The sequence below is a fragment of the Escherichia sp. WS1152 genome (assembly GCF_046487665.1).
GTDB classification, from domain to species: Bacteria; Pseudomonadota; Gammaproteobacteria; order Enterobacterales; family Enterobacteriaceae; genus Escherichia; species Escherichia coli.
The window spans coordinates 84639-98020 of record NZ_JBJQJA010000006.1; the positions used below are offsets into that span (position 1 = coordinate 84639).

16 protein-coding genes are annotated in these 13382 nt (G+C 51.0%); 12 read left to right on the forward strand and 4 right to left on the reverse strand.

The features are described from left to right. Nucleotides 1-21 precede the first annotated feature (21 nt). From gabD to csiR, 4 genes are all read left to right on the forward strand, one after another. Nucleotides 22-1470 (forward strand): NADP-dependent succinate-semialdehyde dehydrogenase, encoded by a 1449-nt coding sequence (gene gabD / locus ACJHW7_RS11565; RefSeq protein WP_001603296.1) that lies wholly within the window; start codon nt 22-24, stop codon nt 1468-1470. 13 nt (nt 1471-1483) lie between these two features. After that, nucleotides 1484-2764 (forward strand): 4-aminobutyrate--2-oxoglutarate transaminase, encoded by a 1281-nt coding sequence (gabT, locus tag ACJHW7_RS11570; protein WP_021557113.1) that lies wholly within the window; start codon nt 1484-1486, stop codon nt 2762-2764. 237 nt (nt 2765-3001) lie between these two features. Then, nucleotides 3002-4402, forward strand: coding sequence for a GABA permease (gene gabP / locus ACJHW7_RS11575; protein ID WP_001301367.1), 1401 nt, complete (start codon nt 3002-3004; stop codon nt 4400-4402). A gap of 20 nt (nt 4403-4422) precedes the next feature. Then, the gene (csiR, locus tag ACJHW7_RS11580; protein ID WP_000156821.1) at nt 4423-5085 is read left to right on the forward strand and encodes a DNA-binding transcriptional regulator CsiR; all 663 of its coding nucleotides are present in this window, start codon (nt 4423-4425) and stop codon (nt 5083-5085) included. Here csiR and kbp read toward each other — a convergent pair whose 3' ends face one another. Next, the gene (kbp, locus tag ACJHW7_RS11585) at nt 5086-5535 is read right to left on the reverse strand and encodes a potassium binding protein Kbp (RefSeq protein ID WP_000522415.1); all 450 of its coding nucleotides are present in this window, start codon (nt 5533-5535) and stop codon (nt 5086-5088) included. An 83-nt stretch (nt 5536-5618) separates the two neighbouring features. Then, complete coding sequence (locus tag ACJHW7_RS11590; protein WP_000508177.1) at nt 5619-5777, reverse strand: YqaE/Pmp3 family membrane protein; 159 nt, start codon at nt 5775-5777, stop codon at nt 5619-5621. Nucleotides 5778-5959: 182 nt separating this feature from the next. On the opposite strand from ACJHW7_RS11590, the gene ACJHW7_RS11595 reads away from it, so the two are divergent. Both ACJHW7_RS11595 and ygaP read left to right on the forward strand, forming a co-directional pair. Continuing rightward, complete coding sequence (locus ACJHW7_RS11595) at nt 5960-6259, forward strand: ArsR/SmtB family transcription factor (RefSeq protein WP_021557114.1); 300 nt, start codon at nt 5960-5962, stop codon at nt 6257-6259. Nucleotides 6260-6268: 9 nt separating this feature from the next. Further along, on the forward strand, nt 6269-6793 hold the full coding sequence (gene ygaP / locus ACJHW7_RS11600) for a thiosulfate sulfurtransferase YgaP (RefSeq protein WP_021557115.1): 525 nt from the start codon (nt 6269-6271) through the stop codon (nt 6791-6793). A gap of 46 nt (nt 6794-6839) precedes the next feature. Here ygaP and stpA read toward each other — a convergent pair whose 3' ends face one another. Further along, the gene (stpA, locus tag ACJHW7_RS11605) at nt 6840-7244 is read right to left on the reverse strand and encodes a DNA-binding protein StpA (RefSeq protein ID WP_000115383.1); all 405 of its coding nucleotides are present in this window, start codon (nt 7242-7244) and stop codon (nt 6840-6842) included. 667 nt (nt 7245-7911) lie between these two features. On the opposite strand from stpA, the gene alaE reads away from it, so the two are divergent. Continuing rightward, nucleotides 7912-8361, forward strand: a complete 450-nt coding sequence (alaE, locus tag ACJHW7_RS11610; protein WP_000492655.1) for an L-alanine exporter AlaE — start codon at nt 7912-7914, stop codon at nt 8359-8361. A gap of 36 nt (nt 8362-8397) precedes the next feature. Here the strand turns inward: alaE and ACJHW7_RS11615 are convergent, their stop codons facing one another. Continuing rightward, nucleotides 8398-8742, reverse strand: a complete 345-nt coding sequence (locus ACJHW7_RS11615) for a DUF2002 family protein (protein ID WP_000281320.1) — start codon at nt 8740-8742, stop codon at nt 8398-8400. A 151-nt stretch (nt 8743-8893) separates the two neighbouring features. Here ACJHW7_RS11615 and ACJHW7_RS11620 point away from each other — a divergent pair, with 151 nt between their 5' ends. The 5 genes from ACJHW7_RS11620 to nrdF all read left to right on the forward strand — a co-directional run bounded on the left by ACJHW7_RS11620 (nt 8894) and on the right by nrdF (nt 13209). After that, nucleotides 8894-9223: a DUF883 domain-containing protein gene (locus tag ACJHW7_RS11620; RefSeq protein ID WP_001295174.1), complete on the forward strand. Its 330-nt coding sequence runs from the start codon at nt 8894-8896 to the stop codon at nt 9221-9223. Nucleotides 9224-9470: 247 nt separating this feature from the next. Then, entirely contained in the window at nt 9471-9716 is a 246-nt protein-coding gene (nrdH, locus tag ACJHW7_RS11625; protein ID WP_001223227.1) for a glutaredoxin-like protein NrdH, read from the forward strand. Next, nucleotides 9713-10123 carry a class Ib ribonucleoside-diphosphate reductase assembly flavoprotein NrdI gene (nrdI, locus tag ACJHW7_RS11630; RefSeq protein WP_000080956.1) on the forward strand — a complete coding sequence of 137 codons (411 nt, stop codon included), beginning with the start codon at nt 9713-9715 and terminating at the stop codon, nt 10121-10123. The genes nrdH and nrdI overlap by 4 nt, the downstream gene beginning before the upstream one ends. Beyond that, nucleotides 10096-12240: a class 1b ribonucleoside-diphosphate reductase subunit alpha gene (gene nrdE, locus ACJHW7_RS11635; protein WP_021557116.1), complete on the forward strand. Its 2145-nt coding sequence runs from the start codon at nt 10096-10098 to the stop codon at nt 12238-12240. Before nrdI ends, nrdE begins: the two co-directional genes overlap by 28 nt. Nucleotides 12241-12249: 9 nt before the next feature. Continuing rightward, nucleotides 12250-13209 carry a class 1b ribonucleoside-diphosphate reductase subunit beta gene (nrdF, locus tag ACJHW7_RS11640; RefSeq protein ID WP_000777944.1) on the forward strand — a complete coding sequence of 320 codons (960 nt, stop codon included), beginning with the start codon at nt 12250-12252 and terminating at the stop codon, nt 13207-13209. The last annotated feature ends 173 nt before the right edge of the window (nt 13210-13382 follow it).

The window sequence follows — 13382 nt, forward strand, 5'->3', positions numbered from 1 at the left end:
CTTTGAAAACAGGACGTAACGATGAAACTGAACGACAGTAACTTATTCCGCCAGCAGGCGTTAATTAACGGGGAATGGCTGGACGCCAACAATGGCGAGGTCATCGACGTCACCAATCCGGCGAACGGCGACAAGCTGGGTAGCGTGCCGAAAATGGGCGCAGATGAAACCCGCGCCGCTATCGACGCCGCCAACCGCGCCCTGCCCGCCTGGCGTGCGCTCACCGCCAAAGAACGCGCCAACATTCTGCGCAACTGGTTCAATTTGATGATGGAGCATCAGGACGATTTAGCGCGCCTGATGACCCTCGAACAGGGTAAACCGCTGGCTGAAGCGAAAGGCGAAATCAGCTACGCCGCCTCTTTTATTGAGTGGTTTGCCGAAGAAGGCAAACGCATTTATGGCGACACCATTCCCGGTCATCAGGCCGATAAGCGCCTGATTGTGATCAAGCAGCCGATTGGCGTTACCGCTGCCATCACGCCGTGGAACTTCCCGGCGGCGATGATTACCCGTAAAGCCGGCCCGGCGCTGGCGGCAGGCTGCACCATGGTGCTGAAGCCCGCCAGTCAAACGCCGTTCTCTGCGCTGGCGCTGGCGGAGCTGGCGATCCGCGCGGGCATTCCGGCTGGCGTGTTTAACGTGGTCACCGGTTCGGCGGGCGCGGTGGGTAACGAACTGACCAGCAACCCGCTGGTACGCAAACTGTCGTTTACCGGTTCGACCGAAATTGGCCGCCAGTTAATGGAACAGTGCGCGAAAGACATCAAAAAAGTGTCGCTGGAGCTGGGCGGCAACGCGCCGTTTATCGTCTTTGACGATGCCGATCTCGATAAAGCCGTGGAAGGCGCACTGGCCTCGAAATTCCGCAACGCCGGGCAAACCTGCGTCTGCGCCAACCGTTTATACGTGCAGGACGGCGTGTATGACCGCTTTGCCGAAAAATTGCAGCAGGCGGTAAGCAAACTGCACATCGGCGACGGGCTGGATAAAGGCGTCACCATCGGGCCGCTGATCGATGAAAAAGCGGTAGCAAAAGTGGAAGAGCATATTGCCGATGCGCTGGAGAAAGGCGCGCGCGTGGTTTGCGGCGGTAAAGCACATGAACGTGGCGGTAACTTCTTCCAGCCGACCATTCTGGTGAACGTTCCGGCTAACGCCAAAGTGTCGAAAGAAGAGACCTTCGGCCCCCTCGCCCCACTGTTCCGTTTTAAAGATGAAGCCGATGTGATTGCGCAGGCCAATGACACCGAGTTTGGCCTTGCCGCCTATTTCTACGCCCGTGATTTAAGTCGCGTCTTCCGCGTGGGCGAGGCGCTGGAGTATGGCATCGTCGGCATCAATACCGGGATTATTTCCAATGAAGTGGCCCCGTTCGGCGGCATCAAAGCCTCGGGTCTGGGTCGTGAAGGTTCGAAGTATGGCATCGAAGATTACTTAGAAATCAAATATATGTGCATCGGTCTTTAACTGGAGAACGCGAATGAGCAGCAATAAAGAGTTAATGCAGCGCCGTAGTCAGGCAGTTCCTCGTGGCGTTGGGCAAATTCACCCCATTTTCGCTGATCGCGCAGAAAACTGCCGGGTGTGGGACGTTGAAGGCCGTGAGTATCTTGATTTCGCGGGCGGCATTGCGGTGCTCAATACCGGGCACCTGCATCCGAAAGTGGTTGCGGCGGTGGAAGCGCAGTTGAAAAAATTGTCGCACACCTGCTTCCAGGTGCTGGCTTACGAGCCGTATCTGGAGCTGTGCGAGATTATGAATCAGAAGGTGCCGGGCGATTTTGCCAAGAAAACGCTGCTGGTTACGACCGGTTCCGAAGCGGTGGAAAACGCGGTGAAAATCGCCCGCGCAGCCACCAAACGTAGCGGCACCATCGCTTTTAGCGGCGCGTATCACGGGCGCACGCATTACACGCTGGCGCTGACCGGCAAGGTGAATCCGTACTCTGCGGGCATGGGCCTGATGCCAGGGCACGTTTATCGCGCGCTTTATCCTTGCCCGCTGCACGGCATCAGTGAAGATGACGCTATCGCCAGCATCCACCGGATCTTCAAAAATGACGCCGCGCCGGAAGATATCGCCGCCATCGTGATTGAGCCGGTTCAGGGCGAAGGCGGTTTCTACGCCGCGACGCCTGCGTTTATGCAGCGTTTACGCGCGCTGTGTGACGAGCACGGGATCATGCTGATTGCCGATGAAGTGCAGAGCGGCGCGGGGCGTACCGGCACGCTGTTTGCGATGGAGCAAATGGGCGTGGCACCAGATCTCACCACCTTTGCGAAATCGATCGCAGGCGGCTTCCCGCTGGCGGGCGTCACCGGGCGCGCCGAAGTGATGGATGCCGTCGCTCCAGGCGGGCTGGGCGGCACCTATGCCGGTAATCCGATTGCCTGCGTGGCGGCGCTGGAAGTGTTGAAGGTGTTTGAGCAGGAAAATCTGCTGCAAAAAGCCAACGATCTGGGGCAGAAGTTGAAAGACGGATTGCTGGCGATAGCCGAAAAACACCCGGAGATCGGCGACGTACGCGGGCTGGGAGCGATGATCGCCATCGAGCTGTTTGAAGATGGCGATCACAGCAAACCGGACGCAAAACTCACCGCCGAGATCGTGGCGCGCGCCCGCGATAAGGGCCTGATTCTTCTCTCCTGCGGCCCGTATTACAACGTGCTACGCATCCTTGTACCGCTCACCATTGAAGACGCTCAGATCCGTCAGGGTCTGGAGATCATCAGCCAGTGTTTTGCTGAGGCGAAGCAGTAGCACCGCACCCATGCCGGAGGCGACGCTACGCGTCTTGTCCGGCCTACGAGAGTGTAGGTCGGATAAGGCGTTTACGCCGCATCCGACAATCTGTACGTGAACAGGAAGAAATCTATGTTGGCCGGGTAAGGCGGAGCCGCTCTCCGGCAAAAAGAATCAATAACAATTATACGCGTGACCCGACGCGGGAAATGTCGGGGCGCTCTCCCAAGTGACACACTTTCGAGAGGATTCAGGATGGGGCAATCATCGCAACCACATGAGTTAGGCGGCGGGCTGAAATCACGCCATGTCACCATGTTGTCTATTGCCGGTGTTATCGGCGCAAGTCTGTTTGTCGGTTCCAGCGTCGCCATCGCCGAAGCGGGCCCGGCGGTATTACTGGCCTATCTGTTCGCCGGGCTACTGGTGGTTATGATTATGCGGATGTTGGCGGAAATGGCGGTTGCCACGCCCGATACCGGTTCGTTTTCCACCTATGCCGATAAAGCCATTGGTCGCTGGGCGGGCTATACCATCGGCTGGTTGTACTGGTGGTTTTGGGTACTGGTTATCCCGCTGGAAGCCAACATCGCCGCCATGATCCTGCACTCGTGGGTTCCCGGTATTCCCATCTGGTTATTTTCCCTCGTCATTACTCTCGCTTTAACCGGCAGTAATTTATTAAGCGTTAAAAACTACGGCGAATTTGAGTTCTGGCTGGCGCTGTGCAAAGTCATCGCTATCCTGGCCTTTATTTTCCTTGGTGCAGTCGCAATTAGCGGTTTTTACCCGTATGCCGACGTGAGCGGGATCTCAAGATTGTGGGATAGCGGCGGCTTTATGCCCAACGGCTTCGGTGCGGTATTAAGCGCGATGTTGATCACCATGTTCTCGTTTATGGGCGCAGAAATTGTCACCATTGCCGCCGCGGAATCCGACACGCCGGAAAAACATATTGTCCGCGCTACCAACTCGGTTATCTGGCGTATTTCTATCTTCTATTTGTGCTCTATTTTTGTCGTAGTGGCGTTAATACCGTGGAATATGCCGGGGCTGAAAGCCGTTGGTTCTTATCGCTCGGTTCTGGAATTGCTCAATATTCCCCATGCGAAATTAATCATGGACTGCGTGATATTACTTTCCGTAACCAGCTGTCTGAACTCGGCGCTGTATACCGCGTCAAGGATGCTCTACTCCTTAAGCCGTCGCGGTGATGCGCCCGCGGTAATGGGCAAAATCAACCGCAGTAAAACCCCGTACGTGGCGGTGTTACTCTCCACCGGAGCGGCATTTTTAACGGTGGTGGTGAACTATTACGCACCTGCGAAAGTGTTTAAATTCCTGATAGATAGCTCCGGTGCTATCGCCCTGCTGGTTTATTTAGTCATCGCCGTTTCACAGTTGCGGATGCGTAAAATTCTGCGAGCAGAAGGAAGCGAAATTCGCTTGCGCATGTGGCTTTACCCGTGGCTCACCTGGCTGGTAATAGGCTTTATTACCTTTGTGTTGGTGGTGATGTTATTCCGCCCGGCGCAACAGTTAGAAGTGATCTCTACCGGCTTATTAGCGATAGGGATTATCTGTACCGTGCCGATTATGGCGCGCTGGAAAAAGCTGGTATTGTGGCAAAAAACACCCGTTCATAATACGCGCTGATAATGATCAGGAGTCACACCATGACCATTACGTCTCTGGATGGCTATCGCTGGCTGAAGAACGATATTATTCGCGGTAATTTTCAACCGGATGAAAAATTACGAATGAGTTTGCTGACATCGCGTTATGCACTTGGCGTTGGGCCGTTACGGGAAGCTCTTTCGCAACTGGTGGCGGAACGGCTGGTCACGGTGGTGAATCAAAAAGGGTATCGGGTGGCGTCTATGTCAGAGCAGGAGCTGCTCGATATTTTCGACGCCCGCGCCAATATGGAAGCGATGTTAGTGAGTCTGGCGATTGCCCGCGGTGGCGATGAGTGGGAGGCAGACGTTCTCGCAAAAGCGCATCTGTTGAGTAAGCTTGAGGCCCGTGACGCCAGCGAGAAAATGCTTGATGAGTGGGATCTGCGTCATCAGGCGTTTCATACGGCAATTGTGGCGGGCTGTGGTTCTCACTATTTGCTGCAAATGCGTGAACGGTTGTTTGATCTGGCGGCGCGCTATCGATTTATCTGGCTGCGACAAACAGTGCTTTCGGTGGAAATGCTGGAGGATAAACACGATCAGCACCAGACCCTGACTGCGGCGGTACTGGCGCGAGATACCGCGCGCGCCAGTGAGTTAATGCGCCAGCATTTACTGACGCCAATTCCCATTATCCAGCAGGCGATGGCTGGCAATTAACTACTCTTCAGGAATACGCAACACTTGCCCCGGGTAAATTTTATCCGGGCTTTTTAGCATCGGTTTATTCGCTTCGAAGATTTTATTGTACAGATTGGCGTTACCGTAGACCTGTTTGGAAATGGCACTCAGAGTGTCGCCAGACTTAACGGTATAAAACTGGCTGGCAGTGGCTGGTGTCGCCGTTTTCACCTGATCATCAACACTGGCAATGCCGGAAATATTCCCCACCGCAACAAGGATTTTCTCTTTCGCCTCCTGACTCAGGCCGTCACCAGTGACCGTCGCTTTGCCGTCGGCAATTTGAATATTCACTTTATCGGCATCAGGTATACCGGTTTTGTTCAGATGCTCCTGCACCTTCTTCGCCTGATCGTCTTTATCGTGCTGACCTGTAACCGCGTCCCAGAGTTTTTCTCCGGCATCTTTCACAAAATTGAACAGACCCATAGCTACCTCATTCGTTAACGGAAACACTCAGAAAGTGTAGCAGAGGAACGCGGCGCGTTAACGCCGCGGGGATGAGCACAGGTTTAATCGCGGGTTTGCACCCAGAACGCGTGAATCAAACCGGGGATATACCCAAGCAGTGTCAGCAGAATATTAATAATGAACGCCCAACCGAACCCTTTACCGAGCAGCACGCCGAGCGGCGGCAGAATGATGGTGATGACGATTCTCCAGAAACCCATATGTACTCCCTATAAGAAAATTACTCATTGTTTAAAAAGAGATTTTATCTCTTAAGCGTAGTAATTTTAGCGGAGGCTGCCAGTTTCAGCTTACGCTTTTACTCTCATTTACGCTGCTGAGGCTGGTATATGTTGCATTTTTAGTTTAGAGTTTACTTAATTTAGAAAATACTTAAATAACTATGACCGAACTCACGCAATTACAGGCCAGTGCTGAACAGGCAGCGGCCTTATTGAAAGCAATGAGCCACCCTAAACGATTGCTGATTCTGTGCATGCTTAGCGGTTCCCCCGGCACCAGCGCGGGAGAGCTGACGCGCATTACCGGACTGAGTGCCTCTGCGACATCACAGCATCTCGCTCGTATGCGGGACGAAGGGCTTATCGACAGCCAACGGGATGCCCAACGCATTCTATATTCCATTAAAAATGAGGCGGTAAATGCCATTATCGCCACCCTGAAAAATGTCTATTGTCCGTAAGGAGTCACTATGGCTTTGACAACCATTTCGCCGCATGATGCACAAGAATTAATCGCACGCGGCGCAAAGTTAATCGATATTCGTGATGCTGATGAATATCTTCGTGAACATATTCCTGAAGCAGATCTGGCTCCATTATCCGTGCTGGAACAGTCAGGTCTTCCGGCTAAATTACGTCACGAGCAAATTATATTCCACTGCCAGGCAGGTAAACGCACCAGTAATAATGCCGATAAATTAGCAGCGATTGCCGCCCCCGCAGAAATCTTTTTACTCGAAGATGGGATTGATGGCTGGAAAAAAGCAGGATTGCCAGTAGCGGTAAATAAATCTCAACCCTTGCCGTTAATGCGCCAGGTGCAGATCGCTGCGGGTGGTTTAATATTAATCGGCGTTGTACTGGGTTATACCGTAAATAGCGGTTTCTTCTTATTAAGTGGCTTGGTTGGTGCCGGGTTACTGTTTGCAGGAATCAGCGGTTTTTGTGGAATGGCAAGGTTGTTAGATAAGATGCCGTGGAACCAACGAGCTTGAGAAGCGACGCCGGACGCGCCCTGGCAGCGACATCCGGCCTCAGTAATTAGATCAGGAAATCGTCGAGAGATTTACCTTCTGCCAGCGCCTGAGCGATTGGCTTCGGTGTACGGCCCTGACCGGTCCAGGTTTTAGTTTCACCGTTAACATCGGTGAATTTATATTTCGCCGGACGCGGCTGGCGTTTTTTACCAGCGCGTGGTGCAGCAGCAGAGCTATTACCCAATAACTCTTCCGGGTTAATTCCGTCAGCTTTCATCAGCTCCAGCCAGGTGCTAATTTTTTCCTGGCGCTCTGCCAGTTCACGCTGCTGCTGTTCTTCTTCTTCACGTCTTTCTTTAGTGACAACCCTGAATTTTTCGAGCATTTCTTCAAGAACGTCAATGGAGAATTCGCGAGCCATCGCACGGAGGGTGCGAATGTTATTTAAACTTTGTAACATTACGGACATAATAAAGAAAACCTTTTAACGCCAAAACAAAAAAGTATTTCGTCGCGTAGTGTAAGCGATCACTTATTATATTTCCACAAAATTTAATCTATTTACAGTCCTGCGCGAGATTATTTCAGCTGTTATTTTCTGAAACTCTCAGAATAATTTCAAGATTATATATTAGCCATTTTGATGAGTAATTTAGATTATTGGTGAACAGAACGGCGCTCTCTGCTCGCTAATTCCGCAAGCCTGACAAAACCAAAGTGAATAAAAATGCAATATAACAGAATAAAAGAAAACATCCATCACTGGTGCTTTCTGCTGTTAATGTACATTTTCTGGCATAAAAAATGCTGTAAATGACCCGGTCACGACATACACCGAATTCTCTACGCTTATAGCGTTACCTCACCCCCAAACTTTCATTAGTGAAATTAAAGGCAAGGTCATATCTAATTGATTTAATTGAAAATAAATCATATCGGCATGTAAAAATCCACAATGTACAAAAAACGAGCCGTTACGGAATATTTTATCTACAAAAACTGACTAAATAAAAATTTTTCACTAATTGATTAGTCATAGCCAGCGATATACGCTATGCGAAAATGCAGATGGCAATGAGATCCACTGCTTTCATCTCCATTAACATCCCATTACGCTTTTATTAAGGAGCATTAGCATGTTCTCACCGCAGTCACGCTTGCGTCATGCAGTTGCAGATACGTTCGCGATGGTTGTTTACTGTTCTGTCGTGAACATGTGTATTGAAGTTTTCCTCTCCGGAATGAGCTTCGAACAGTCTTTTTATTCCAGATTGGTAGCGATTCCGGTGAACATCTTAATTGCATGGCCATACGGTATGTACCGCGATCTGTTTATGCGCGCGGCACGCAAAGTTAGCCCGTCGGGCTGGATAAAAAATCTGGCGGATATCCTGGCTTATGTGACGTTCCAGTCACCGGTGTATGTGGCGATCTTGTTAGTGGTGGGCGCAGACTGGCATCAGATTATGGCGGCGGTCAGTTCAAACATCGTTGTTTCGATGTTGATGGGGGCGGTTTATGGCTACTTCCTCGATTATTGCCGCCGACTGTTTAAAGTCAGCCATTACCAGCAGGTAAAAGCCTGACTCTTCTTTTCGCGACTGGCATCGCCAGTCGCGTCTTTAACTGGCTTCGCCAAATAAACCATTCAAATAACGTTCAAGCGCAACACGCGAACTAAAGCCATGCGGGATACCGTAATGCTCGTGTCGCTCGCCTGCTAAATAGAGCGGAAATTGTTGATAATGATCGCAAGTTTTAATATCGGAAGCGGGTTCAGCCAGTGTCGAACTACGTTCTTTTAATGTTGGATGAATTACCAGTGCGGTACGTCCCATTCGCGCTTCGCGATTAACATAGACATAATTTTCCCCACGGCGGTAACCATACGCTTTCTGGGTTACCACATCGACAGTAAAACCGACTTTTTCAAGTACGCGCGCCACCTCGTCTGGTCGTAAATACATATTTGATCCTCGTTATTATCAACCGCGGGCCTACCTTACCTGATTGCGCATTCACAACGCTTTCAGAAAAGTCCATAAAGCCGCGATGAACCTCAGTTAAGAAAATTATGGTCTACACTGAAAATTACATCGAATTCTAATGGGGGATCATATGTTTAACCGACCGAACCGCAACGACGTTGATGATGGCGTGCAGGATATCCAGAATGATGTCAATCAATTAGCTGACAGCCTCGAATCTGTATTGAAGTCCTGGGGCAGCGACGCCAAAGGGGAAGCTGAAGCCGCACGAAGTAAAGCTCAGGCATTGCTGAAAGAAACCAGGGCGCGAATGCATGGTCGTACTCGCGTCCAGCAAGCCGCACGCGATGCCGTTGGCTGCGCGGATTCTTTTGTTCGTGAAAGACCCTGGTGTAGCGTGGGTACAGCAGCTGCGGTAGGTATTTTTATCGGCGCACTGTTAAGCATGCGCAAATCGTAGTGCAAAAATGATAATAAATACGCGTCTTTGACCCCGAAGCCTGTTTTCGGGGTTTCTTTTTGCCTCTTAAATCACACAAATCCCCCTACCCCGTCACGCTCATATCCAGGGTAATTCCGACCACTATTTGCTATATATTGTGTGGTTGAATCTTTTTTCAACTACATCTAGTATCTCTGTATCAACAGAGAGACAACCCGACGCGTATCATCGCGCCGTATCTTCATTTTAAACGGAAATACGAATCATGCGCATTACTATTTACACTCGTAACGATTGCGTTCAGTGCCACGCCACCAAACGGGCGATGGAAAACCGGGGCTTTGATTTTGAAATGATTAATGTCGATCGCGTTCCTGAAGCGGCAGAAGCGTTGCGTGCTCAGGGCTTTCGTCAGTTGCCGGTAGTGATTGCTGGCGATCTTAGCTGGTCTGGTTTCCGTCCGGACATGATTAACCGTCTGCATCCAGCGCCACACGCGGCCAGTGCATGAGCCAGCTCGTCTACTTCTCCAGCAGCTCCGAAAATACGCAGCGTTTTATCGAACGTTTAGGGCTGCCCGCGGTGCGCATCCCGCTCAATGAGCGGGAACGGATTCAGGTAGACGAGCCTTACATCCTGATCGTGCCCTCTTACGGCGGCGGCGGTACGGCTGGCGCGGTGCCACGACAGGTAATTCGCTTTTTAAACAACGAGCATAACCGGGCATTGCTGCGCGGCGTTATTGCTTCGGGTAATCGCAACTTTGGTGAGGCGTATGGCCGCGCCGGAGATGTGATTGCCCGGAAATGCGGCGTGCCGTGGCTGTACCGTTTTGAACTCATGGGTACGCAAAGCGATATCGAAAACGTTCGTAAAGGAGTAACCGAATTTTGGCAACGACAACCGCAGAACGCCTGACGCAGGAAACGATGGATTATCACGCGCTGAATGCGATGCTTAACCTCTACGATAGCGCAGGTCGCATTCAGTTCGATAAAGACCGCCAGGCCGTTGACGCCTTTATTGCGACGCATGTGCGTCCGAACAGTGTGACCTTCAGTAGCCAGCAGCAGCGCCTGAACTGGCTGGTCAACGAAGGTTACTATGATGAAAGCGTTCTTAATCGCTACCCTCGCGACTTTGTCATTACGCTGTTTGCCCACGCACACACCAGCGGTTTTCGTTTCCAGACATTCCTCGGGGCATGGAAGTTTTACACCAGCTATACGTTGAAGACATTCGACGGTAAACGTTATCTGGAAGATTTTGCCGATCGAGTCACGATGGTGGCGCTGACGCTGGCACAAGGCGATGAAACACTGGCGACGCAGCTCACTGATGAGATGCTGTCAGGACGCTTTCAGCCAGCCACGCCGACATTCCTCAACTGCGGTAAGCAGCAGCGCGGCGAACTGGTTTCCTGTTTTCTGCTGCGTATTGAAGACAATATGGAGTCGATTGGCCGGGCGGTAAATTCCGCACTACAACTGTCGAAACGCGGCGGCGGCGTGGCATTTTTGCTGTCGAATCTGCGAGAAGCGGGCGCGCCAATTAAACGTATTGAAAATCAATCTTCTGGCGTAATTCCGGTGATGAAAATGCTGGAAGACGCATTTTCCTATGCCAACCAACTCGGCGCTCGTCAGGGGGCTGGTGCAGTCTATTTACATGCTCATCATCCCGATATTCTGCGTTTTCTCGACACGAAACGGGAAAATGCCGACGAAAAAATCCGCATTAAAACACTGTCGCTGGGCGTGGTGATCCCGGATATCACTTTCCATCTGGCAAAAGAGAATGCGCAGATGGCGCTGTTTTCGCCTTATGACGTAGAGCGAGTTTATGGCAAGCCGTTTGCCGATGTGGCCATCAGCCAACACTATGACGAACTGGTTGCCGATGAACGCATTCGCAAAAAATACCTCAACGCCCGTGATTTCTTCCAGCGACTGGCAGAAATCCAGTTTGAGTCTGGCTATCCGTACATCATGTATGAAGACACGGTAAACCGTGCTAACCCTATCGCCGGGCGCATAAATATGAGTAATCTCTGCTCAGAAATTTTGCAGGTTAACAGCGCCTCAGAGTATAACGAGAATCTCGACTATGCCCGCACAGGCCATGATATCTCCTGCAATTTAGGTTCGTTGAATATTGCCCACACCATGGATTCCCCCGACTTTGCCCGCACGGTAGAGACTGCCGTACGCGGTTTAACGGCGGTGTCAGATATGAGTCATATCCGCAGCGTGCCCTCCATCGAAGCCGGAAATGCCGCCTCGCACGCCATCGGACTGGGGCAGATGAATTTACATGGTTATCTGGCGAGGGAAGGCATCGCTTATGGTTCGCCGGAAGCACTGGATTTCACCAATCTCTATTTCTATACCATCACCTGGCACGCACTGCGTACCTCGATGTTGCTGGCGCGCGAACGCGGTCAAACCTTCGCCGGGTTCAAACAGTCACGCTATGCCAGTGGTGAATATTTCAGCCAATATCTGCAAGGTAACTGGCAGCCGAAAACGGCGAAAGTTGGCGAACTGTTTGCCCGCAGCGGTATTACGTTACCTACCCGTGAGATGTGGGCGCAACTGCGCGATGACGTGATGCGATACGGCATTTACAACCAGAATCTCCAGGCGGTGCCGCCAACCGGTTCTATCTCTTATATCAACCATGCTACGTCGAGTATTCATCCGATTGTGGCGAAAGTAGAGATACGCAAAGAGGGCAAAACAGGACGCGTTTACTACCCTGCCCCGTTTATGACTAACGAAAATCTGGCGCTATATCAGGACGCTTACGAAATCGGCGCAGAAAAGATCATCGACACCTACGCGGAAGCGACTCGCCATGTCGATCAGGGGCTGTCGCTGACGCTGTTTTTCCCCGATACCGCCACCACTCGCGATATCAACAAAGCGCAGATTTACGCCTGGCGCAAGGGTATCAAAACGCTCTATTACATCCGCCTGCGTCAGATGGCGCTGGAAGGCACTGAAATTGAAGGCTGCGTCTCCTGTGCACTTTAAGGAATATCTATGAAACTCTCACGTATCAGCGCCATCAACTGGAACAAGATATCTGACGATAAAGATCTGGAGGTGTGGAATCGCCTGACCAGCAATTTCTGGCTACCAGAAAAAGTGCCACTATCGAACGATATTCCTGCATGGCAGACACTAAGTGTCGTAGAACAACAACTGACGATGCGCGTTTTTACTGGCCTGACGCTGCTCGACACGCTGCAAAATGTTATCGGCGCGCCTTCGCTGATGCCCGATGCGCTCACGCCCCATGAAGAGGCGGTATTATCGAATATCAGCTTTATGGAAGCGGTTCATGCCCGTTCTTACAGTTCGATTTTCTCGACGTTGTGCCAGACCAAAGATGTCGATGCCGCCTACGCCTGGAGTGAAGAAAACGCACCGTTGCAGCGAAAAGCTCAGATTATTCAGCAACATTATCGCGGTGATGATCCGCTGAAAAAGAAAATCGCCAGTGTGTTTCTTGAATCTTTTTTGTTCTATTCCGGTTTCTGGCTGCCGATGTATTTTTCCAGCCGCGGAAAGCTGACCAATACCGCGGACCTGATCCGTCTGATTATCCGCGATGAAGCAGTCCACGGTTACTACATAGGCTATAAATATCAGAAAAGACTGGAAAAGATCTCCGAGGCACAACGTGAAGAGTTGAAGAGTTTCGCCTTCGATTTGTTGCTAGAACTCTATGACAACGAGTTGCAATATACCGATGAGCTGTACGCCGAAACCCCGTGGGCTGACGATGTGAAAGCGTTTCTCTGTTACAACGCCAATAAGGCGTTGATGAATCTGGGCTACGAACCTTTATTTCCCGCAGAAATGGCGGAAGTGAATCCGGCAATCCTCGCCGCGCTTTCGCCGAATGCCGATGAAAATCACGATTTCTTTTCCGGTTCAGGCTCCTCTTATGTGATGGGGAAAGCGGTTGAAACAGAAGATGAAGACTGGAATTTCTGAGGGTGTTATTTTCAAAAATATCACTACCCGCGACAGGGAAATAATTCCCGCCAAATAGCTTTTTATCACGCAAATATTTTGTGGTGATCTACACTGATACTCTGTTGCATTATTCGCCTGAAACCACAATATTCAGGCGTTTTTTCGCTATCTTTGACAAAAAATATCAACTT

What these genes read in the sequence shown, in the direction of transcription:
- gabD (WP_001603296.1), top strand. Translation starts at nt 22, where the DNA reads ATGAAACTGAACGACAGTAACTTATTCCGCCAGCAGGCGTTAATTAAC.
- gabT (WP_021557113.1), top strand. Translation starts at nt 1,484, where the DNA reads ATGAGCAGCAATAAAGAGTTAATGCAGCGCCGTAGTCAGGCAGTTCCT.
- gabP (WP_001301367.1), top strand. Translation starts at nt 3,002, where the DNA reads ATGGGGCAATCATCGCAACCACATGAGTTAGGCGGCGGGCTGAAATCA.
- csiR (WP_000156821.1), top strand. Translation starts at nt 4,423, where the DNA reads ATGACCATTACGTCTCTGGATGGCTATCGCTGGCTGAAGAACGATATT.
- kbp (WP_000522415.1), bottom strand. Translation starts at nt 5,535, where the DNA reads ATGGGTCTGTTCAATTTTGTGAAAGATGCCGGAGAAAAACTCTGGGAC.
- ACJHW7_RS11590 (WP_000508177.1), bottom strand. Translation starts at nt 5,777, where the DNA reads ATGGGTTTCTGGAGAATCGTCATCACCATCATTCTGCCGCCGCTCGGC.
- ACJHW7_RS11595 (WP_021557114.1), top strand. Translation starts at nt 5,960, where the DNA reads ATGACCGAACTCACGCAATTACAGGCCAGTGCTGAACAGGCAGCGGCC.
- ygaP (WP_021557115.1), top strand. Translation starts at nt 6,269, where the DNA reads ATGGCTTTGACAACCATTTCGCCGCATGATGCACAAGAATTAATCGCA.
- stpA (WP_000115383.1), bottom strand. Translation starts at nt 7,244, where the DNA reads ATGTCCGTAATGTTACAAAGTTTAAATAACATTCGCACCCTCCGTGCG.
- alaE (WP_000492655.1), top strand. Translation starts at nt 7,912, where the DNA reads ATGTTCTCACCGCAGTCACGCTTGCGTCATGCAGTTGCAGATACGTTC.
- ACJHW7_RS11615 (WP_000281320.1), bottom strand. Translation starts at nt 8,742, where the DNA reads ATGTATTTACGACCAGACGAGGTGGCGCGCGTACTTGAAAAAGTCGGT.
- ACJHW7_RS11620 (WP_001295174.1), top strand. Translation starts at nt 8,894, where the DNA reads ATGTTTAACCGACCGAACCGCAACGACGTTGATGATGGCGTGCAGGAT.
- nrdH (WP_001223227.1), top strand. Translation starts at nt 9,471, where the DNA reads ATGCGCATTACTATTTACACTCGTAACGATTGCGTTCAGTGCCACGCC.
- nrdI (WP_000080956.1), top strand. Translation starts at nt 9,713, where the DNA reads ATGAGCCAGCTCGTCTACTTCTCCAGCAGCTCCGAAAATACGCAGCGT.
- nrdF (WP_000777944.1), top strand. Translation starts at nt 12,250, where the DNA reads ATGAAACTCTCACGTATCAGCGCCATCAACTGGAACAAGATATCTGAC.